The 20,177-nt window shown below is 71.1% G+C and carries 18 protein-coding genes and 2 pseudogenes; 13 read left to right on the forward strand and 7 right to left on the reverse strand.

Annotation, left to right across the window (positions count from 1 at the left end):
* A pseudogene (locus ABZZ74_RS44130) lies at positions 1 to 356 on the reverse strand (rhamnose isomerase); the annotation flags it as partial.
* Between the two features lie 282 nt (positions 357 to 638).
* Here ABZZ74_RS44130 and ABZZ74_RS44135 point away from each other — a divergent pair.
* The 8 genes from ABZZ74_RS44135 (at position 639) to ABZZ74_RS44170 (ending at position 9,688) form a co-directional block, all read left to right on the forward strand.
* Entirely contained in the window at positions 639 to 2,156 is a 1,518-nt protein-coding gene (locus tag ABZZ74_RS44135; RefSeq protein WP_356949776.1) for a sugar ABC transporter ATP-binding protein, read from the forward strand.
* Positions 2,153 to 3,223, forward strand: coding sequence for an ABC transporter permease (locus tag ABZZ74_RS44140; RefSeq protein ID WP_356949777.1), 1,071 nt, complete (start codon positions 2,153 to 2,155; stop codon positions 3,221 to 3,223). Before ABZZ74_RS44135 ends, ABZZ74_RS44140 begins: the two co-directional genes overlap by 4 nt.
* Positions 3,216 to 4,190 carry an ABC transporter permease gene (locus ABZZ74_RS44145; RefSeq protein WP_356949778.1) on the forward strand — a complete coding sequence of 325 codons (975 nt, stop codon included), beginning with the start codon at positions 3,216 to 3,218 and terminating at the stop codon, positions 4,188 to 4,190. Before ABZZ74_RS44140 ends, ABZZ74_RS44145 begins: the two co-directional genes overlap by 8 nt.
* 101 nt (positions 4,191 to 4,291) lie before the next feature.
* Complete coding sequence (gene rhaS / locus ABZZ74_RS44150) at positions 4,292 to 5,371, forward strand: rhamnose ABC transporter substrate-binding protein (protein ID WP_356949779.1); 1,080 nt, start codon at positions 4,292 to 4,294, stop codon at positions 5,369 to 5,371.
* A gap of 32 nt (positions 5,372 to 5,403) precedes the next feature.
* Positions 5,404 to 5,724, forward strand: coding sequence for an L-rhamnose mutarotase (locus ABZZ74_RS44155; protein WP_356949780.1), 321 nt, complete (start codon positions 5,404 to 5,406; stop codon positions 5,722 to 5,724).
* A 40-nt stretch (positions 5,725 to 5,764) separates the two neighbouring features.
* Positions 5,765 to 7,177 carry a BNR repeat-containing protein gene (locus ABZZ74_RS44160; protein WP_356949781.1) on the forward strand — a complete coding sequence of 471 codons (1,413 nt, stop codon included), beginning with the start codon at positions 5,765 to 5,767 and terminating at the stop codon, positions 7,175 to 7,177.
* Between the two features lie 82 nt (positions 7,178 to 7,259).
* Positions 7,260 to 8,285, forward strand: a complete 1,026-nt coding sequence (locus tag ABZZ74_RS44165) for a LacI family DNA-binding transcriptional regulator (protein WP_356949782.1) — start codon at positions 7,260 to 7,262, stop codon at positions 8,283 to 8,285.
* Between the two features lie 101 nt (positions 8,286 to 8,386).
* Positions 8,387 to 9,688 carry an alpha/beta fold hydrolase gene (locus tag ABZZ74_RS44170; protein WP_356949783.1) on the forward strand — a complete coding sequence of 434 codons (1,302 nt, stop codon included), beginning with the start codon at positions 8,387 to 8,389 and terminating at the stop codon, positions 9,686 to 9,688.
* Positions 9,689 to 9,739: 51 nt separating this feature from the next.
* Here ABZZ74_RS44170 and ABZZ74_RS44175 read toward each other — a convergent pair whose 3' ends face one another.
* Positions 9,740 to 10,594: an alpha/beta fold hydrolase gene (locus ABZZ74_RS44175; RefSeq protein WP_356949784.1), complete on the reverse strand. Its 855-nt coding sequence runs from the start codon at positions 10,592 to 10,594 to the stop codon at positions 9,740 to 9,742.
* Positions 10,595 to 10,965: 371 nt separating this feature from the next.
* Here ABZZ74_RS44175 and ABZZ74_RS44180 point away from each other — a divergent pair, with 371 nt between their 5' ends.
* The gene (locus ABZZ74_RS44180) at positions 10,966 to 11,130 is read left to right on the forward strand and encodes a hypothetical protein (protein WP_356949785.1); all 165 of its coding nucleotides are present in this window, start codon (positions 10,966 to 10,968) and stop codon (positions 11,128 to 11,130) included.
* A gap of 108 nt (positions 11,131 to 11,238) precedes the next feature.
* On the opposite strand, the gene ABZZ74_RS44185 is transcribed toward ABZZ74_RS44180, so the two are convergent.
* Entirely contained in the window at positions 11,239 to 11,439 is a 201-nt protein-coding gene (locus tag ABZZ74_RS44185; RefSeq protein WP_356949786.1) for a DUF5999 family protein, read from the reverse strand.
* Between the two features lie 215 nt (positions 11,440 to 11,654).
* Here ABZZ74_RS44185 and ABZZ74_RS44190 point away from each other — a divergent pair, with 215 nt between their 5' ends.
* Both ABZZ74_RS44190 and ABZZ74_RS44195 read left to right on the forward strand, forming a co-directional pair.
* Positions 11,655 to 12,143: a GIY-YIG nuclease family protein gene (locus ABZZ74_RS44190; RefSeq protein ID WP_356949787.1), complete on the forward strand. Its 489-nt coding sequence runs from the start codon at positions 11,655 to 11,657 to the stop codon at positions 12,141 to 12,143.
* A gap of 53 nt (positions 12,144 to 12,196) precedes the next feature.
* Positions 12,197 to 13,027: a pentapeptide repeat-containing protein gene (locus ABZZ74_RS44195; protein ID WP_356949788.1), complete on the forward strand. Its 831-nt coding sequence runs from the start codon at positions 12,197 to 12,199 to the stop codon at positions 13,025 to 13,027.
* Here ABZZ74_RS44195 and ABZZ74_RS44200 read toward each other — a convergent pair.
* Positions 12,989 to 14,494, reverse strand: coding sequence for a cytochrome P450 (locus ABZZ74_RS44200; protein WP_356949789.1), 1,506 nt, complete (start codon positions 14,492 to 14,494; stop codon positions 12,989 to 12,991). The two genes, ABZZ74_RS44195 and ABZZ74_RS44200, sit on opposite strands and share 39 nt — an antisense overlap.
* 107 nt (positions 14,495 to 14,601) lie before the next feature.
* Between ABZZ74_RS44200 and ABZZ74_RS44205 the strand changes: the two genes are divergently transcribed.
* Positions 14,602 to 15,210, forward strand: coding sequence for a TetR/AcrR family transcriptional regulator (locus ABZZ74_RS44205; protein WP_356949790.1), 609 nt, complete (start codon positions 14,602 to 14,604; stop codon positions 15,208 to 15,210).
* A 125-nt stretch (positions 15,211 to 15,335) separates the two neighbouring features.
* Positions 15,336 to 16,061, forward strand: a complete 726-nt coding sequence (locus ABZZ74_RS44210) for a DUF2470 domain-containing protein (RefSeq protein ID WP_356949791.1) — start codon at positions 15,336 to 15,338, stop codon at positions 16,059 to 16,061.
* Here ABZZ74_RS44210 and ABZZ74_RS44215 read toward each other — a convergent pair.
* The 3 genes and pseudogenes from ABZZ74_RS44215 to ABZZ74_RS44225 all read right to left on the reverse strand — a co-directional run bounded on the left by ABZZ74_RS44215 (position 16,029) and on the right by ABZZ74_RS44225 (position 20,131).
* Entirely contained in the window at positions 16,029 to 17,258 is a 1,230-nt protein-coding gene (locus ABZZ74_RS44215) for a lactonase family protein (RefSeq protein ID WP_356949792.1), read from the reverse strand. The genes ABZZ74_RS44210 and ABZZ74_RS44215 overlap by 33 nt on opposite strands.
* A gap of 544 nt (positions 17,259 to 17,802) precedes the next feature.
* The gene (locus ABZZ74_RS44220; RefSeq protein WP_356949793.1) at positions 17,803 to 18,831 is read right to left on the reverse strand and encodes a hypothetical protein; all 1,029 of its coding nucleotides are present in this window, start codon (positions 18,829 to 18,831) and stop codon (positions 17,803 to 17,805) included.
* A gap of 27 nt (positions 18,832 to 18,858) precedes the next feature.
* A pseudogene (locus ABZZ74_RS44225) lies at positions 18,859 to 20,131 on the reverse strand (FUSC family protein).
* Positions 20,132 to 20,177: the final 46 nt, after the last annotated feature.

Here is a 20,177-nt window from a genome sequence, read left to right on the forward strand (position 1 = left end):
TCGACCGCTTTGCGGCGTACGGCCGGGTCGGGGTGGCAGATGCTGCCGAGCTTGTAGTCGTCGTCCTGGAAGGTGTTGGAATTGATCGCCCCCAGCCTCAGACCGTGGTCCTCGGCGTACTTCGCCAGCGCGCCGTAGTCGTCGACCTTGTCCCACGGAATGTGCAGGGCCACCGTCGGCGCGACACCGGTGTGCGCGTGCACCTGCGCGGCGTCGGCCAGCTTCTCCTGCGGTGTACGGGGAACTCCCCGCTGGGCGAACACCTTGAACCGGGTCCCCGAGTTCCCGTACGCCCACGACGGTGTCTCGACTGCCTGGGTCTTGAGCGCGGACTTCACCGCGGCGAGCTCGGTCACTTGAGGGCTCCTGTGACGTCGGGTCGGAAGGCTTCAGTATGAATCGATTCAGGAGGGGAAGCTTAGGTCGGTTGTGCGGGGTGTCAAGCGTTCGCGCACACCCTGTTGCCCGTGGCCTGACCGTGACCTCTGGCCCTCGAAGGCTTCTCGAAATATTTTCGGGGCCCACCCATTGACGTGACAAGCTCGCCGCGCCTAACGTCCCGGCAATCAAGTTGAAACCTTTCACGACGCCGTGAGGACCTCCCGAGGGTCACCCGGGGCGTCGTCGAGGAGCCCCTCATGACCCACCCGTCCGACGCGGGTCCGGCCCCGGTGCTGGCGCTCGAGGACATCTCGAAGTCCTTCGGCGCCGTGCGTGCCCTGCGGGACGTGTCCCTGGAACTGTTCCCCGGCGAGGTGCACGCCCTCGCCGGTGAGAACGGTGCGGGCAAGTCCACCCTGATCAAGACCCTCGCCGGGGTGCACCGGCCGGACGCCGGCCGGGTACTGCTCGACGGTGAGCCCGTCGTCTTCCACGGCCCCGGTGACGCCCGCGACGCCGGCATCGCCGTGATCTACCAGGAGCCCACGCTCTTTCCCGACCTTTCGATCGCCGAGAACATCTTCATGGGCCGCCAGCCCCGGCGCGCCCTCGGCCGGATCGACCACAAGGCCACGCACGCGGCGACCCTGGCGCTGATGCAGCGCCTCGGGGTCGAACTCGACCCCGACCGCCCGGCGCGCGGCCTGTCCATCGCCGACCAGCAGATCGTCGAGATCGCCAAGGCACTCTCCTTCGACGCCCGCGTCCTGATCATGGACGAACCGACGGCCGCCCTCACCGGGAGCGAGGTCGCCCGGCTCTTCGGTGTCGTGCGCACCCTGCGCGAACAGGGCGCCGCGGTGCTGTTCATCTCGCACCGGCTGGAGGAGATCTTCGAGATCTGCCAGCGGGTCACCACCCTGCGCGACGGCGCCTGGATCTCCAGCGAGCCGATCGAGGGCATGACCGAGGACGACCTGGTGCGCCGCATGGTCGGCCGCGACCTCGACGAGCTCTACCCCAAGCAGGACGTCAAGCCCGGTCAAGTCGCCCTGAGCGTCCGGCGGTTGACCCGGGAGGGCGTCTTCACCGACGTCTCCTTCGAGGTGCGCCACGGAGAGATCGTCGGTCTCGCCGGACTCGTCGGCGCCGGTCGCACCGAGGTGGCGCGCGCCGTCTTCGGCATCGACCGCTGGGACGCCGGCGAGGTCGAGGTCGAGGGGCGCAAGCTCACCAACGGCGCCCCCTCCACCGCGATGGCCGCGGGCCTCGCCCTCGTCCCCGAGGACCGGCGGGCCCAGGGCCTGGTGATGGACATGTCCATCGAGCGCAACATCGGCCTCACCGGCCTCCGTACGACCGTCAGGGCCGGCCTGATGGACCGGGGCGCCGAGCGCAGCCGCTCCCTCGACTGGGCGGTCAAGCTCCAGGTGAAGTACGCCCGGATCGCCGACACGGTCAACACCCTGTCCGGCGGCAACCAGCAGAAGGTCGTCCTCGCCAAGTGGCTCGCCACCGGGCCGAAGGTGCTGATCGTCGACGAGCCCACCCGAGGCATCGACGTCGGCACCAAGGCCGAGGTGCACCGGCTGCTCAGCGAGCTGGCCGCCGACGGTGTGGCCGTCCTGATGATCTCCTCCGACCTGCCCGAGATCCTCGGCATGGCCGACCGCGTGCTCGTGATGCGCGAGGGCCGCCTCGCCGCCGAGATCCCACGCGCCGAAGCCACCGAGGAAACCGTGATGGCCGCAGCCACCGGGAGGGCCGCCGCATGACGGTGACCACTCCCAGCGAAACCCCCGTCGCCGAGGTGCCCAGGTCCAGCGGCACCCGGCTCGTCGACCGCGTGTTCAAGATGCGCGAACTCGCCATCCTGGTCGTCTTCCTGGTGATGATCGTCGTCACCCAGATCGGCAACAGCGACTTCCTGTCCGAACAGGGCATCAAGGACCTGCTGCTGAACGCGACCATCCTGGTCCTCGTCGCCACCGGCCAGTCCCTGGTAGTGATCACGAGGAACGTCGACCTGTCCGTCGGCTCCACCCTGGGCATCGCCGCCTTCGCCGCCGGCGACTACCTCCACGGCGGCGGGAACGCGGTCGTCGCCGTGGTCCTGGCGGTGCTGCTGGGCATCGGCTTCGGCCTGCTCAACGGTCTGCTCGTCAGCCTCGGCCAGGTCCCGGCCCTCGTCGTCACCCTGGGCACGCTCTACATCATCCGCGGCATCGACTCCATCTGGGTCGGCTCCCGCCAGATCACGGCGGCCGACCTGCCGGGCGGATTCGTGGACTTCGGCTCCGGCGGCATCTCCGCGGTGCCGTGGCTGGCGCTCATCGCGCTGGCGGTGCTGGTGGCCACGGCGTACTACCTCAAGCACTTCGGCAGCGGACGGGAGTTGTACGCGCTCGGCTCCAACCCGGAGGCGGCGCGGCTGGCCGGCATCCCGGTCCGCAAGCGGATCCTCGCCGCGTACACCTTCTGCGGCGCACTCGCCGGCCTCGCGGGCGCCATGTACCTGGCCCGCTTCGGCAACGTCGACTCCGGAACCGGAACCGGTTACGAACTCACCGTCGTCAGCGCGGTCGTGGTCGGGGGTGTCGTCTTCACCGGCGGCTCCGGCAGCGTGTACGGCGCCGCGCTCGGTGCCCTACTGCTGACCTCCATCAACAGCGTGCTGCCCGCTCTCGGTGTCAGCTCGGTGTGGGTGCTCGCCATCAACGGCATCCTGCTCATCCTCGCCATATCGGTCGACCGGATCGTCGCCCTGCGCGTGGCCTCCGCGCTGAAGAAGTCGGCCGCGAAGAAGACGGCCCTGCAGAAGGGGAACGCCCGCCATGCCTGACTCCCTCACGCGCGCGGTCCGCTGGGACACGGTCGTCGGCGCCCTCCTGGTCGTGCTGTTGCTGCTGTCGTTCGGCACGGTGGACGGCTTCGGGAACGCCCTGAACCTGTCCTTCCTGATCGGCAACACCCTGCCGATCGCGCTGATCGCCCTGCCCATGACGCTGCTGGTCGTCTCCGGTGAGATCGACCTGTCCGTCGCCTCCACGGCCGGCCTGTCCGGCGCGGTGATGGGCAAGCTGTGGAACGAGGGCATGGCGATCGAGACGATCATCCCGCTGTGCCTGCTGCTGGGCGTGGTCTGCGGGCTGGTCAACGGCCTGCTGGTGACCCGGCTCGGGCTGCCCTCCCTCGCCGTCACCATCGGCACCCTCGCCGCCTACCGGGGCATCGCACAGATCGTGCTCGGCTCCGACGCGGTGACCGACTTCCCCTCCCAGTACCTGAACTTCGCGGCCGGACGGCTCGGGAACTCGTTCCTCCCGCAGGCCTTCCTGCCCTTCCTCGTACTGCTCGTCATCGCCGTGGTCGTCCTGCACGCCACGCCGTTCGGGCGGTCGCTGTTCGCCATCGGGGCGAGCGAGGAGGCGGCGCGGTTCGCCGGGATCCGGGTCAAGCGCCACAAGCTGATCCTGTTCACGGTGACGGGGCTGATGGCGTCCCTCACCGGGATCTTCTGGGCGCTGCACTACGCCAGTGCGCGGTACGACAACGCCACGGGTCTTGAACTGTCTGTCGTCGCCGCCGTGTTGCTCGGCGGCATCGACTTCGACGGGGGCAAGGGGACGCTGGGCGGTGCGATCGCCGGTGTCTTCCTGCTCGGGGCGTTGCAGAACGTGATGAGCCTGCTGAATGTGTCCGCGCAGTCGCAGATCGTCGTCACGGGTGTGTTGCTGGTCGTGTCCGTGCTCGGTCCTCGTGTCGCACGGCAGGTTTCCATCGCGAGGGCGGCACGTTCCGCTGGTTAGACCGGTTGTCAGCTGCGGGCCTGTTGTGGCTGGTCGCGCAGTTCCCCGCGCCCCTGAAGGGGCGCGTCTCGCTCACCCTCTTATCAGAAGGACTCCCATCCATGCGTAAGTCATCCCTTCGTCGTGCCTGCGCGGCGCTCGCCGCCGGAACCTCCCTCGCTCTCGCCCTGACCGCTTGCGGGGGGACCACCAAGAACAACTCCAAGAGTGACGACAAGGCGGCCACCTCCACCGCCAAGGCCGACCCGGATGCCGCGCTGAAGAAGGGGCTGACGGTCGGGTTCCTGCCCAAGCAGGTCAACAACCCGTACTTCACCTCCGCCGACAAGGGCGGCGAGAAGGCGCTGACCGAACTCGGCGGCAAGTACAAGGAGGTCGGCCCCTCCAGCGCCACCGACACCTCCGGGCAGGTCTCCTACGTCAACACGCTCACCCAGCAGCAGGTGAACGCGATGGCCGTGTCCGCGCAGGACCCGGGCGCCCTGTGCACCGCGTTGAAGCAGGCCATGAGCAACGGCATCAAGGTCGTCACCTACGACTCCGACACCAAGCCGGACTGCCGCAACGCCTTCGTCTCGCAGGCCTCCGCCGAGGACCTCGGCCGTACCGAGGTGCAGCTGCTGGCCCAGCAGATCGGCTACAAGGGCGAGATCGCGATCCTGTCGGCCGCGCAGACCGCGACCAACCAGAACGTGTGGATCGACTTCATGAAGAAGGAGCTGGCGGACCCCAAGTACAAGAACATCAAGCTGGTCAAGATCGCCTACGGCAACGACGACGCCCAGCAGTCCTTCCAGCAGACCCAGGGCCTGCTGCAGCAGTACCCCAACCTGAAGGGGATCATCTCCCCGACCACCGTCGGCATCAAGGCCGCCGCCCAGTACCTCTCCGGTTCCAAGTACAAGGGCAAGGTCAAGCTCACCGGCCTCGGCACCCCCAACGACATGCGCAACTACGTCAAGAACGGCACTGTCGAGGGCTTCGAGCTGTGGGACCCGGCGAAGCTCGGCGACCTCGCCGCCCGCACCGCCGTGGCGCTGGCCTCCGGTCAGATCACCGGCAAGGAGGGCGAGACGTTCAAGGCCGGCTCGACCACGTACACCATCGGCAAGGACGGCGTGATCACGCTCGGCAAGCCGACCGTGTTCACCGCGAAGAACATCGACCAGTTCAACTTCTAGGCCCCTTCGGCCCGTTCGGGAGCTGGTACTTCATGCAGCGCGTCTGTTTCCTCCTCAAGGTCCGCGAGGACCGGCTCGCCGAGTACCGCGAACGCCATGCCGCCGTGTGGCCGGAGATGATCGAGGCGCTCTCCGCCACCGGCTGGCACAACTACTCCCTCTTCCTGCGCGACGACGGCCTGCTCGTGGGCTATGTGGAGACCGAGGACTTCGCCGCCGCCCAGGCCGGCATGGAGGCCACCGAGGTCAACGCCCGCTGGCAGGCGGAGATGGCGCCGTTCTTCGAGTCGCTGGACGGCGCCCGGCCCGACGAGGCCATGAAACCGCTCACGGAAGTGTTCCACCTCGCCTGACCGCCGCGCCGATCGTCCCCGCCCCTCGCTGGAGCCGCTCATGAGAAGACGCACCGTGCTCGCCACCGCCATACTGGCGGCCGTGGCAACACCGGGCATCGCACGGGCCGCCGATCCCGGCCCCTCAGTCAGCAGGAAGAGCACCACCCAACTCGACTCCCAGGCGGTCTTCTTCGTCTCCTACGACGGTCTGGTCAACAACAACTCGTTCCAGAAGAACGGCCTGTTGACCTACAAGGGTTACCAGTACGCCACCTGGTACACCTCGACGGGCAACGCCGTGGTCGGCCGGCGCGCCCTCGGCGCGAGCAGCTGGTCGACCGTCACCCTTTCCCACGTCCTGAAGACCAGTGACTCCCACAACGTCATCTCCATGGGCGTCTCCAAGGTCGACGGTCGGCTGCACCTGAACATGGACTCGCACAGCGACGGCTACTTCTACGTGAAGTCGGTCGCCGGGCTGCTGGACAACCCCGGTACCACCGGCTGGACTTCGTCGGTCTTCGGCTCCGTCCAGACGTCCCTGGACGGCCTCGCCCTGACCTCGCAGTTCACCTACCCGCAGTTCGTCTCCACCCCCGAGGGCAGGCTCCAGCTCAGCTACCGGGTCGGCATCTCCGGCAACGGCCGCAACGCCCTTGCCGAGTACGACGGTTCGAGCTGGACGGCGCTGGGGGAGTGGTCCAGTTCCACGGGCACGTACACCAGCTCGCACGGCTCCTCGACGGCCCGCAACATGTATCTGCACGGCATCGACTACGACGTCAACGGCCGACTGCACTCCTTCTTCACCTGGCGTGAGCAGAACGCGGCCGTGATGTGCAACAGCGGCGGCATCACCAACCACGACACGGGTTACGTCTACTCCACCGACCGTGGCCGCACCTGGCGCAACGACGCGGGCGGCCTGGTCGCCACCACCGGCACCGCGGACACCGTCGCCGTCACGGACTCCGGACTGGTCGTCGACTCCCTCAACCCCGACCACTCCCTGATGAACCAGGAGAGCCAGTGGACGGACTCCACGGGCCTCCCGCACGCGATCATCAGCTACGTCCCCGGCCGCTTCGGCCAGTGCACCACGAACTACGTCGCCGACCGCACCGCCAACGGCCGCGCCTTCCACGTCCGCAAGAACGCATCGGGCACCTGGCAGAAGACGGAGATCCCCCTCGCCCTGAACTCCAGCCAGCGCACCAAGCTGGTCCTGGACCAGTACGACAACGCCTACGCCGTCTTCCCGTACGGCCGGATCGCCGCCGCATCGAAGGCGTCCGGGTACACCGACTGGACACTGCTGTACGACGGCGGTGATCTCAACGCCTTCGGCGAGGTCGTCATCGACGAGCTGCGGGTGAGGTACGACAACGTCCTGTCGTTCATGTACCAGGAGAAGTCGAGCGGCACGACCCCGTCGGCGCTGCATGTCGTCGACTTCGCACTGCCCGCGTGACCGGCGCCGATGTGCGGGGCGATGACGGTAATGTGAAGGTCGTCTTCCCGCCGTCCCGCGTTCCTCTGGAGGTCCCTGCCTGATGGCCCAGTCGGTGGGTATCAAGGACGTCGCCCGTGCCGCCGGAGTCTCCGTCGGCACGGTGTCCAACGTCATCAACCGTCCGGACACGGTCGCGACGGAGACCCGGGCACGGGTGCAGTCCGCGATAGACCGGCTCGGGTACGTCCGCAGCGAGTCCGCGCGCCAGTTGCGCGCGGGCCGCAGCCGGATCATGGGGCTGCTCGTGCTCGACATGGGCAACCCGTTCTTCGTCGACGTGGCGCGCGGGGCCGAGCGCGCCGCGCGCGACGCCGGGCTCGGCGTGATGGTCTGCAACAGCGCGCAGAGCGCCGGCGAGGAGGCGGAGTACCTCTCGCTCTTCGCCGAGCAGCGGGTGCGGGGCGTACTGCTCACCCCCGCCGACGCGACCGGCCGCAACATCGAGACGTTCCGCCGGCACAACATCCCCTTCGTCCTCGTCGACCGGGTGGCCGAGGGGACGACCGAGTGCTCGGTCTCCGTCGACGACGTGGCGGGCGGTGCGCTCGCCGTGCGCCATCTGATCGACGCCGGGCACCGCTCCATCGCGTACGTCAGCGGTCCGCCCGGCCTCAACCAGGTCCGCGACCGCCGCACGGGCGCCCTGAACGCGCTCGCCGAGGCGGGCCTCGGCCCCGAGTGCCTGCGCGAGCTGCCCACCGAGCGGCTGGACGTGGCCGCGGGCCGGGACGCCGGCGCCCGTCTGCTCGGCCTCGCCGACCGCCCCAGCGCCGTCTTCTGCGCCAACGACCTGCTCGCCCTCGGCGTACTGCAGGCCATGTACGCGGCCGGCATCACCGTCCCGGACGACCTCGCCATCGTCGGCTACGACGACATCGAGTTCGCGGCCGCCGCCGCCGTCCCGCTCACCTCTGTACGCCAGCCCGCCGTCACCATGGGCGCCCTGGCGGCGGATCTGCTGCTGGAGGAGACGGAGGCGGAGGGCGGGGGCAGGCGGCACGAGCACCGGCGTGTCGTCCTCCAGCCGGAGCTGGTCGTACGGCGTTCGAGTCTCTCGGCCCGCTGATCGCCCGTTCAGTAGGATTTCATGATCCCCGGGGTCGGCCGACGGACGAACTTGTGGTGAAGTGGGACGCGACCGGAAGTCCGTCCGTCCCTGGAGATCAGTTGAGCGCCACGTACCGCCAGCCCGGCGTCGTCCTCACCGACCGCCACTTCACCGTGCCCCTCGACCACGACGACCCGGCGGGGGAGTCCATCGAGCTGTACGCCCGTGAGGTCGTCGCGGGAGAGAAGGAACGGCAGGACCTGCCCTGGCTGGTCTATCTGCAGGGCGGACCCGGATTCGGGGCGAATCGTTTCGTCGGGAAGCCGGCCTGGCTCGGGCGGGCCCTGAAGGAGTACCGGGTCCTCCTGCTCGACCAGCGCGGCACCGGCCACTCCACGCCCGCCAACCGCCAGACCCTCCCGCTGCGCGGGGGCCCCGCCGAGCAGGCGGACTACCTCGCCCACTTCCGCGCCGACGCGATCGTCCGCGACTGCGAGGCCATCCGCCCGCAGGTCACCGGCGGCGCCCCCTGGACGGTCCTCGGCCAGAGCTTCGGCGGCTTCTGCTCGGTCACCTACCTCTCCAGCGCCCCCGAGGGTCTGGCCGCCGCCGTGATCACCGGCGGTCTGCCCTCCCTCGACGCCCACGCCGACGACGTGTACCGGGCCGCCTACCCGCGCATCGAACGCAAGGTCGCCGCCCACTACGCCCGCTACCCGCAGGACATCGAGCGCGCCCGCCGTATCGCCGACCACCTGCTCACCCACGAGGTCACGCTGCCGAACGGCTACCGCCTCACGGTCGAGGCCTTCCAGTCCCTCGGCATCATGCTCGGCGGCAGCGAGGGCAGCCACCGCCTCCACCACCTCCTCGAACACGCCTTCGTCCGCACCCCACAGGGTATGGCCCTCTCCGACGCCTTCCAGGAGGAGGTGCAGGGCAGCCTGTCGTTCGCGAGCCACCCCCTGTACGCCCTCGTCCACGAGGCATGCTACGGCCAGGACGAGCGCCCCACCGCCTGGTCGGCGGAGCGCGTACGGGCCGAGTTCCCGCAGTTCGACGCCCCCAAGACGCTGGCCGGCGACACCCCGCTGCTCTTCACCGGCGAATCGATCCACCCCTGGATGTTCGACTGCGACCCGGCACTGCGGCCCCTGCGTGAAACGGCCGAACTCCTCGCCGCCCGCACCGACTGGCCGCCGCTGTACGACCCCGCCCGCCTCGCCGCCAACGACGTCCCGGCCGCGGCGGCCGTCTACCACGACGACATGTACGTCGACACGGCCCACGCCCTGGAGACGGCCCGGACGATCCGGGGTCTGCGCACCTGGGTGACGAACGAGTTCGAGCATGACGGCGTCCGCGCGGGCGGCCCCCGCGTCCTGGACCGGCTGCTCGCCCTCACGCGCGACGAGGCATGACACCAAGCCGGCCCAACGCACCCGTGCGCCCCGTGACCGCGCAGAACGTGCTCAACGCCGTTCGTCGGTCGCGGTGTGCGCGATGACCGCGGAGACGATCGTCTCCCAGTCGGCTCGGTCGACCCCGTGCCCGGCGTCCTTGAGAGCCAGCAGCCGCGCGCCGGGAATCTCCTCGGCGAGCGCCTCGCCATGGGCGAGGGGGAACAGCGGATCCGCGGTTCCGTGGATCACCAGCGTGGGCACCGCGATCGAAGACAGCGGCCGACGTGAGGACTCGCCCTCGGCCAGCAGGTCGTGGTTGCGCACGGCGGCGAAGTCACGCGCACGCTCGACGTCACGGGGGACGAGGTCCCGGACGGCGGCCTCGTCGAACGGACGCCGCCCTCCCGCGAGCAATCGTGCGTACTCGACCAGGTGGTCGACCACCGAGGCCCGCTGCTCCCAGTCGACCTGCGCGGACGACACGAAGCGCATGAACTCCTCGCTGGGCGGGGGCAGTTCGGGACCTCCGCGCACCGCCCGGGAGGTGCTGATGAGGACGAGCGAGAGAACGCGAGACGCATGGTCGAGCGCCGTCAGCTGCGCCAATGCCCCTCCGGCCGAGACCCCCACCAGATGGGCGGCCTCGATCCCGTAGGCGTCCAGAACCCCCACGGCGTCGCGCACCAGATCCGCACCGGTGTATCCGGGGCGGCCCGGTTCGTAGGTGACCGACCGGCCGGTGTCGCGATGGTCGTACCGGATCACGAACCGTCCGCCCTCGGCGAGCATCCGGCAGAACCGCTCGTCCCACCACAGCATCGAGGCTCCGGTCCCCATGACGAGCAGCACCGGCGGATCCGACCGGTCACCGAAGGACTCGGTGCACAGGGAGACACCGCGCGCGTCGATCATCCGCTCGGCCACCGCCACACCTCCTCACCGCAGCCATTGTGCCGCTGGGAGGAGGCGTCGGCCGCCGTGTGCTTGGATCACCGTGGCGGCTGGCGGACCACCCTCGTCGGCCGGGTCTGCCTCCACATGCTCGCCTCGCGCAACGCGCAACGCGCGCCGCGAGGACCCGATGGGCGAGGCGTTCGTGCCCGGTCCGGTGATCACGCCGCTGGCGCGGATCCACCCGGAGCGGGAGGTCCTCCAGGCCGACTCGCTGCGGCTGGCGCTGCTGGTGGTCCTCGAGACGCTGGAACTGGCCGAGCGGCCGGCGTCCCGGCGCCGGCGCCGGCGGCGGGGGCGCCACTCCGTCGGCGGAACCCGAGCTCGGCCGGGAGCGGCACGCCGTGGACGCGTTCATGGCCGCCGCCCGGGCGGGCGACTTCGAGGCGCTGGTCGCGGTCCTGGACCCCGACGTCGTGCTGCGCGCCAACTCCGGGACGCTGGTCGGGGGCGCCGCCTCGAAGGTGGTGCGCCTGTGCGTGGCCGAACAGGCCCTGTTCTTCCAGTAGTTCGCGCACTCGATGCGGATGGTCCTGGTCAATGGGGAGGTATCGGGATCCGCAACGCCCTCGAGGGGCTGGCCCGGTTCGATCTGGGCGACGGGCTCGACTGAGCGCTCAGGCCGCGACGGCCAGGCGACCGAGAGTGCGGTACGGGTTCACGACCCGCCCGTCCGGCAGGAGTTCACCGGTGTCGTCGAAGACGATCGTCCCGTTGCACAGCAGGCTCCACCCCTGTTCCGGGTGGGCCGCGACGACGGCGGCGGTGTGGTGGTCGGGGCTGTCTGCGCTGGGACACGGAGGCCGGTGGCTGCACATGATCTCTCTCCTCGGTCCGTCTGGCTCCCGCCTGAAGTGGGCTCGTATCCGTGGTAGCCGAGTTTGTTTTCCGTTGTATGAGAGGACCCCCACAAGCCCGGAAACTCATCGGTGAGGTTCGGTTCCGCCGGGTCGTGGAAGCCGGGAAGGTCCACTGTCGGACCGGCGTGGGACCGTGGGGCGTGACGGCGTGCACACGCGAAGGGGGCCGTGTCATGGGCGACGTCGACGCGCAGTTCCTGCGGGGCCTGTTCGACGAGGAGGGCAGCCTGCACGCCGGTGGCCGGATCGCGCTGTACCGGCTCTACGGCCTCGAGGGGCTGCTGTATGTCGGCATATCGGTCGCTCCCCTCACCCGGGTGCGCACGCACCTGCGCGAGCAGCCGTGGGGTGCGCAGGTCATAGGGATACGGATCGGCTATCCCGACGACGCGGAAGCGGCCGAGCGTGAGGCGGTCTGGACCGAGCGCCCCAAGTACAACGTGGTCTTCAACGGCCGCCTCCCGCCCCCGCCCGCGGACCCCGCGTCCCGGCTCAGAACCGAACTCGCCGTGGAGCAGCGGCGGCTCAGGGAGTTCGAGGCGGCCGTACCCGAGTCGTCGGCCCATCTGCGGCTCATCGTCCGCGGGATCGAGGCGAAGAAGGAGAAGATCGCGAGGCTGCGGGAGCAGATCGAGGCCACCGAGGCGGCACGGCAGACCTAGACGCCGGGGCGGGTGCCCTTCGGGGGAGCCGCCTGGTCGATAACATGTGCGATATGCCAGATCAGACCGTCGGCCGCGCCGACCTGCGTGCCGACTGCGAGCGGTGTTTCGGGCTCTGCTGTGTCGCCCTGCCCTTCGCCGCCTCCGCCGACTTCGCGATCGACAAACAGGCCGGCACACCCTGCCCGAACCTCCGGGGCGATCACCGCTGCGGCATTCACGCCACGCTGCGGCAGAAGGGGTTCACCGGCTGCACGGTCTACGACTGCTTCGGCGCCGGGCAGCAGGTCTCGCAGATCACCTTCGGCGGACAGGACTGGCGCTCCGGCTCGCGGGAACGCGCCCGGCTGATGTTCGACGTCTTCCCGGTCGTACGGCAGCTGCACGAGCTGCTGTGGTACCTCAGCGAGGCGCTCACCCTGCCGGCCGCCCGCCCCCTCCACGCAGAGCTGCGCCGCCTCCTGCAGGAGACCGAGAGCCTTGCGGGTCAGGCCCCGGACCAGTTGGCCGCGTTGGACGTCGGCGCGCACCGGCAGACGGTGAACGTCCTGCTGCTGGAGGCGAGCGAGCTGACGCGGGCGGGTGTCCGGGGCCGTAAGAAGGACCGCCGCGGGGCCGATCTCATCGGCGCCCGCCTCAAGGGCGCCGACCTGCGCGGGGCGAATCTGCGCGGCGCCTATCTGATAGCCGCCGACCTCACGGGCGCCGATCTGCGGGATGCCGACCTGATCGGCGCCGACCTGCGGGACGCCGAGCTCACCGACGCCGATCTGACCGGTGCGTTCTTCCTGACCCAGCCCCAGCTCAACGCGGCCCGGGGGAGTGCCGGCACCCGGCTCCCGGGCTCAGTCACCCGCCCGGTGCACTGGGCAGCGCAGCTCTGACGGAGCCTCCTCGACCGTGGTCGCCGCACCGGCGGTCACCGTGCGGCGGTCCAGGTGCAGCCGCAGCCCGTCCGGCATCAGGGTGAGCCGCTCGGTCACCCGCAGCCGGTAGTCCGGGTCGGGTACGAACGCGTAGCGGCGCAGCAGCAGGCCCAGCACCAGGGTCGCCTCGTGCAGCGCGAACTGCCGGCCGATGCACGCCCGCGCCCCGGTGCCGAACGGCTTGAAGGTGTGCGCGGGGCGGGAGCGTACCGCCTTTGGGTCGAAGCGGTCCGGGTCGAAGTGCTCGGCGTCGGCGCCCCAAGCCGCGGGGTCCCGGTGCAGCATCGGGGTGAGCACCAGCGTCCAGGCACCCCGTCGCATCGGGTGCCGGCCGGCCAGCACGGTGTCCTGGACGGCCTCGCGGGCGAACGCGGGCGCGGTCGGCCACAACCGCAGCGACTCGTCCAGCACCCGGCGCACGTACCGGAGCTTGGCCACCTGGTCGTAGCCGGGCGTCGGGGTCTCGCCCCAGACGCGGTCGACCTCCGCGCGGGCGCGGGCGGCGACCTCGGGGTGGCGGGAGAGGTAGTGCAGGGCGAAGGAGAGGGCGCCCGAGGTGGTCTCGTGGCCCGCCACCAGGAAGGTGATGACCTGCCGGCGGACGTTCTCGGGGGAGAGACGTTCACCCGTCTCGGGGTGGACGGTCTCCAGCATCCGGTCCAGCAGGTCGCCGTCACCGCCCGCCGCGCGCCGCGCGCGGACCAGGTCGTCGACCGTGCGGTTGAGGAAGGCGATGTCGGCCGCGTTGCGCTGCGCGGCCCGCCGGAGCAGCCCGGGGAAGGGAACGGAGTTCAGCCGCTGGGCGTAGGTGAGCGTGCCCACCATCGCGGTGATGAAGGGGTGCGGCCGGAAACGCTCGAAGGAGCCGAAGTCGTGGCCGAACCCGGTCCGCGCGATGGTCTCCAGCGTCAGCTTGGTCATGTCCCCGGGCACGTCCACCGCCCGCCCCGCCGCCCGCTCCCGGTCCCAGTGGTCCGTCAGCCGCCCGGCGACGGCCAGCATCATCGGGTGGTACGCCTCCATGGCCTCCCGGCTGAACCCCGGGGCCAGCACGTCGTGGGCCAGCTGCCAGTTCGGCTCGTGGTTGTACGCCGTGAACAGCCCGTCCCCGGCGACGGGCCGCAGATTGGCGACGCCGAGGCCCACGTGCTTGGCGAACCGCGACTCGTCCGCGAGGTCGGCCACCAGATCGGCGCCCCAGACGAACACGAACTCCCGGTTGAAGGCCTTGCGCCGGTAGATCGGCCCCAGTTGGCGGGCGAAGCGCAGGGAGTCCTGGAGCGGCGTGGCCCGGTTGGCGCCCAGCACGTCACCGAGCAGCGGGAGCCGGCGCGGTGGATGCGGGATGCGGTGCAGCGCCGGCCAGCCCTGCTCGGCACTGCGGAACCCGCCCGGCAGCGCCGCCCCTGTCGTGGTCTGCGCCATGACGCGATCTCCCTTGATCCAGCGGCGATTGAGCTCGTTGTACGTGGGTTCAATAGCGCGGCCCAGTCTGGTCCCGTTGTTGAACCGGCGTCAAGTAAAGTGCGGACATGGCCGCGAACCAGGGCGAGCGCACGCGCCGCCGGCTCAGTACCGGTGAGCGCCGGGAGCAGCTGCTGTCGGTCGGGGCGCGGCTGTTCTCGGAGAGTCCGTACGACGACGTCTGGATCGAGCAGGTCGCCGAGATCGCCGGTGTCTCCCGGGGGCTGCTCTACCACTACTTCCCGACCAAGCGGGAGTTCTTCGCGGCCGTCGTCGAGCGGGAGAGCGAGCGCATGCTGCGGATGACGGCGGCCGTGCCCGGCGTCCCGGTGCGCGAGCAGCTCGCGGCGGGGCTGGAGACGTATCTCGAGTACGTCGAGGCCCATGCGCACGGCTTCCGGGCCTTCCACCGCGCCGACGCCGCCGGGGACCAGGCCGTACGCCGGGTCTATCAACGGGCGCTTGCCGCGCAGGAGCGTCAGATTCTCGCGGCGGTGGAGGCGGACCCCGAGTTCGGCCCGGTCGCCGGGGCGCGTCCCGATCTGCAGCTCGCGGTCCGGGGCTGGCTGGCCTTCACCACGGCCGTCTGCCTGGAGTGGCTGCGCGGCTCGGAGCTGGGGCGCGAGCAGGTCCGTGATCTGTGTGCCCGGGCGTTGCTGGGCGTCATCGCGCCCTGAGGTTCTGCTGCTCGGGCCCTCCCGTGGTGGGCGTGCACCCCGATTGGTTGGCGTGCGCCCCGATTGGTTGGCGTGCGCCTCGATCTTCGATAGGTTAGGCAAGCCTTACCTAAGGAGGGTTTTGGATGGGTGACAGCCAGAGCTGGGCGGCCGCGCCTGCCGCGGCCGAACGGGCCCGTTCGGTGCTCGCCACCGCGTGGTCCTGTGCGGTGACCGCCGAGGGCGGGCGCGAGGAGTTCGTCGGCGCGCACACCGTGGCCGAGGACGGCGGGGTCCTGCTGAGCGTGCCCGAGGGCAGCGCGCTGCTCACGGCCGCGATCTGCGCACCCCGTGGCGAGCCGTCCGCCGTGCTGGAGTTCGCCGACGTGGCGCCCGTCCCGGTGCGCAGCCGGATCCGCGCCCGGCTCTGGCTCGCGGGATGCCTCGTCGCCGACGACGACCGACTGGCCTTCCGCCCCACCCGGATCGTGCTGCGGCAGCCCTCCGGCGCCGTGGTGGTCGACCTCGACGAGTTCGCCGCCGCGGCGCCCGACCCGCTCGCCCTCGCCGAGGCGCATCTGCTGACCCACCTCGCCGACTGCCACCCCGATGCGGTCGAACGGCTCACCCGCCTCGTCGACCACGCCAGTCTGCACGGCGTCGTCCGCGTCCAGCCCCTCGCCGTCGACCGGCACGGGCTGACGCTGCGCATCGAACGCAACCGCGCCCACGGCGACGTACGCCTGCCCTTCCACACCCCCGCCGACGACGTCGCTCAGCTCACCGAGCGCATGCACGCCCTGCTCTCCCAGGCGAGCGCCGCCTCCTGCCGACGTGCCCTACAGCGGCAGCGCACAGACCGCGACCGGTGAGGCGAACGGGGCGCCCGCGAGCCGCAGTTCACCGCTGTTGTCGTCGACGTGGAACACGCTGACCGTGCCGGACTTCTGATTCGCCGCGAACAGCAGCCCGCCGTCCGGCGAGAAGGCGATCTGCCGGGGGAAGTCGCCCGACACCGGGACCGTGCCCAGCAGCCGTAGCCGCGCGCCGTCCCCCTCGACGGCATAGCGCGCCAGGGTGTTGTCGCCGCGGTTGGCGAGGAAGGCGTAAGAGCCGTTTCGGGTCACCAGGATCTGGGCCGGGTAGTTGGTGCCAGGACCGGAGCCCGTGGACTGCGGTGCGCCGATGGTCAGCCGCCCGCTGGACGGGTCGTAGGCGCAGACCGCGATCGTGTCGTCGACCTCGTTGGCCAGATAGGCGTGGCGGCCGCCCGGGTGGAAGGTGAGATGGCGCGGACCGGCCCCGGGCCGGGTGTGCGCCTGCGCGACCTCGGTGAGCCTGCCCGTGCGCTCGTCGAGGCGGTAGGTGTAGACGGTGTCCGTACCCAGGTCGACCGCGAGTACATGGCCGCCGTCGGGGCTGGTGATGAACTGGTGGGCGTGCGGCCCCTGTTGGCCGGGACCCGGCTTCGGATCGGAGTGCACGACCAGGTCGGCGCGCTTGCCCAGGGCGCCCGAGCCGTCGATGGGGTGCACCGCCACGCTGCCGGAACCGTAGTTGGCGCTCAACAGCCAGCGGCCGCTGGGATGCACCGACAGATGGCAGGGCCCGGCACCGCCGGTGGCGCGGCTGCCCAGGACCTTGCGGTCGGCGAGGCGTACGGCGGTCACGGCGCCGTCGTCCCGCTCGTCCACCGCGTACAGCGTGCGGCCGTCGGGATGCGCGGCCAGATAGGACGGATCGGGCACTCCGGTGAGGGTGCCGGCGCCGGTGACACGGCCGCTCGTGGGGTCGTAGGTGGCGAGTCCGACACCCCTGCCGCCGCCTTGGACCGAGGTGTAGGTGCCGATGTAGAGGGGACGCGGCCCGGACTTCCGGGGCGCGGGGTGGGGTGTGGAGGGCTTGGCCGACGGCCGCGGTGTGGTGGCGGCGGCCGCGGGTTCGGCGTCCGGGGTGCCCTTGGGCGGGGCCGGCGCGGGCAGTGCGGTGATCGCGGCGGCTCCCGCGAGCGCGCCGACGAAGCGGCGCCTGCTCCAGCCGCCGCCCGCCGCTCCTGTCCCACTGCCCATGCCCGCACCTCAGCCGGTCGCTCGCCCCGATCGTGACTAGCCACCATGACCCGGACGCCCCGGCCCGTGCAACACCGGCACCCTTCGTTGCGCAGGGCGCAATGACAGCTCCCGCCGCGCGCAGCCGTGTCACGCCGCCCCTCCGGACCCCCGGCTGGGGTGAGTCCCAGCAGCCAGACGTGCCGGAGCTGCCGGACGCCGGGGCTACGAGATTGCGCTGGGAGCTGCCGGACGCGCGGGAGTCCGAAGCTGCGTGGCCTGGTGGAGTTGCCGGACGCGCAGGACCGCCGGAGCCACCTGACCTGCCGGAGCTGTCGGACGTGCGGGATTCCGCAGCTGCCTGGCTGGCCGGAGCTGCCGGAGCTGCGGGGCCGTCGGAGCCGCCTTGCCTGTCGGAGCAGCCGGACGTGCGGGAGCCCGGAGCTCCGCCCTGCCGCACCTGCAGGAGGCGCAGCGGGGGCCTGGGCGCCGGGTCGGCCGAGGTGGGGCGGGCGGTGTCCGCCTGGTCACGACCGTCGCGCCCGCCGTCGCCGGGACCGGTGCCCTACCAGTCGCCGTCCTGCACCGGCTTGCCCGGTGCGTCACCCAACTGCTGCACCTGGTGCGGTGTCGGGGGCTGCCAGGGCTCGTGGTCGTCGCCGAGCCAGTCGCCGACCGGCTTCACCGCCTCCAGCGTGTCCGTCGGAGCGAGATCGGCCGCGTCCTGGTCGTAGTAGTCGAACCAGGGCAGGCCCGCACGGGTGTAGGCCGCGCGGTCCACCGGCGACGGCGGAGGCGCCTCGCCGGTGATACGGCGCCACTCCGGCGGCGTCACCAGGTGCACGAACACGCGCCCCGCCGGCTCCTCGGCCCAGTCCGACAGCGGCCGGTCGTCCTCGTAGACCTCCTGCCGCATCGAGCCGCCGACACCCAGCCCCATCGCCGCGGCGGCCGGGGCCGCGCCCGGGGCGGGAGGCGGTGCCGCCGCCATCGGCATCGCCGCACCGTAGCCGCCCAGCGTCGTCAGCCTGCGCGACGCCCGCGCCCGGCGCCGCTCCGCCTCCCGCCACTCGACGAGCTTCGGCCCGCTCAGCGGGAAGGACTGCAGCTGTACGCCGCCCCACACCTCCTCGCCGGTGACCTGGCCCTCGACCGTCGCCCCGAGGCCCAGCGGCACGGCCACGAACTGGCGGACCGTGCCCTTGCCGGAGTTGATGCCGTCCAGCCAGGGCTGGCGCGGCAGCACGAGATAGTTCTGCGGGTTCCGGGACAGCCGGTCGCTCCACGGCTCGCCCGAGACCGCGCACACCTTGCCCACCCCGACCTGCAGAGCGGCCGGCTCGGCGGTGCCGTAGAAGCTCAGCCACATCGCCTCGCGCAGATACACCGGCAGCATCACACCGCCCCGCGCGCGCCACTGCTCGGGCACCGTGTCGGGGTAGTCGGCGATCCGGCGCACCGGGAACTGACCGAGCCCGGGCGGCAGCGGATGGGTGCCCGTCTCGGGCAGCCGCAGCGTGCGCATGAACCGCACCGCCGCCCCGCCCGGCAACCGCAGTACGTCCCCGTCGATCCGCACGGCCTCGCCGCTCATCCGCCCGCCCCCTCGTATCCGGTCACGTCACCTAGAACGACGGGCGCCCTCGGCGCGGTTCCGGCGCAGCACTTCCGGCACCCGCAGCCGCCCGCCGTCACGCAGGCTCTCCCGCAGCCGGGTCAGCCGCGGCATACGCTCGCGCTGTTCACGGGAGGTGCGGTCCAGCTCCTCCAGCAGTCGGCGGGAGCGGTGCTCGGTGTCCATCTCGTCCAGGATCCGGTTGACCTCGGTCAGCACGGCCCCGTAGAGCTGCCAGGTGCGGGCGTCGCGCTGCACCTCCTCGAGGAGCAGCTGGGCGAGCTTGTCCCGGGTGGCCGCGGCCTGCCGCAGCTCGGCGGTCAGCCGGGCCTCGGCCGACTCGGCGCTGACGCTCACGCTGGTGGTGACCAGGACCGCGAAACTGACCACCGCGTCCGCGATCTCGGACAGCAGCCGCTCCACCGCGGCCCCCGTCTACCGGCGCGAACAGCGGCTCCGGATCGCGCTGCTTGGCGAGATCGGTGAGCGTGCGCGCCAGCACCCGCAGGACGACCGTGCAGATCTCCAGCGTGTCCAGCCCCGTGCGCAGCACCACCCGGTGCAGCAGGCCCTCACGCACGCGTGGGTTGAGCCGCAGACTGTCCTCGGCCTGCCGGAGGGCCGCGTCCACCTCGACGATGTCGTGGTCGAGCCGGCGTGCCTCGTACAGCCGCTCGGTCGCGTGCTCGACCGGAGTGCGGCCCGCGGCCTCATCACCCATCCGCAGCATCAGTCGCCGCACGCGGCGGGCCAGCCCCTCGATCGACTCGCCGGCCTCGTCCACCCACACCGGCGGCGCCAGCAGCAGATTGCAGGCCATCCCGACAACCGCGCCGATCAGCGTCTCGACGATCCGGGCCCAGGCGGTGTCGCCGACGGTGGTGACGCCGAGCACCAGCATCGCGCTGATCGCGACCTCGGGGACGTACTCGTCGACGCGGACCAGGCGTCCGACCGCGAGCGAGGCCACGATCAGCAGCGCGAGACTCCACCACGTCAGGCCCACCAGCAGGCTGAACGCGATCGCGACCAGGACACCCGCCACGACCGCGTTGACCCGGCGGATGCCGTTGGTGAGAGTGGCGTACAGGGTCACCTGGACGACCAGCAGCGCGGTGAGCGGCGCGGTCAGCGGTGCGGCCTCGGGACTCAGGCGCAGGGCGACGACGTAGGCGACCGTCGCCGCGACGGCCGACCGCAGTGTCTGTACCACCACGGGGTCCCGGCGCCGCTTCACGAACTCGACGAGCGGCGCCGTCCACGTACGTACATCTGGCACCTGGCGCTGATCCTCTTTCCTTGGCTTCCTTGGATTTCCTTGACTT

The sequence above is a fragment of the Streptomyces sp. NPDC006476 genome, assembly GCF_040612015.1.
Taxonomy (GTDB): domain Bacteria; phylum Actinomycetota; class Actinomycetes; order Streptomycetales; family Streptomycetaceae; genus Streptomyces; species Streptomyces griseorubiginosus_B.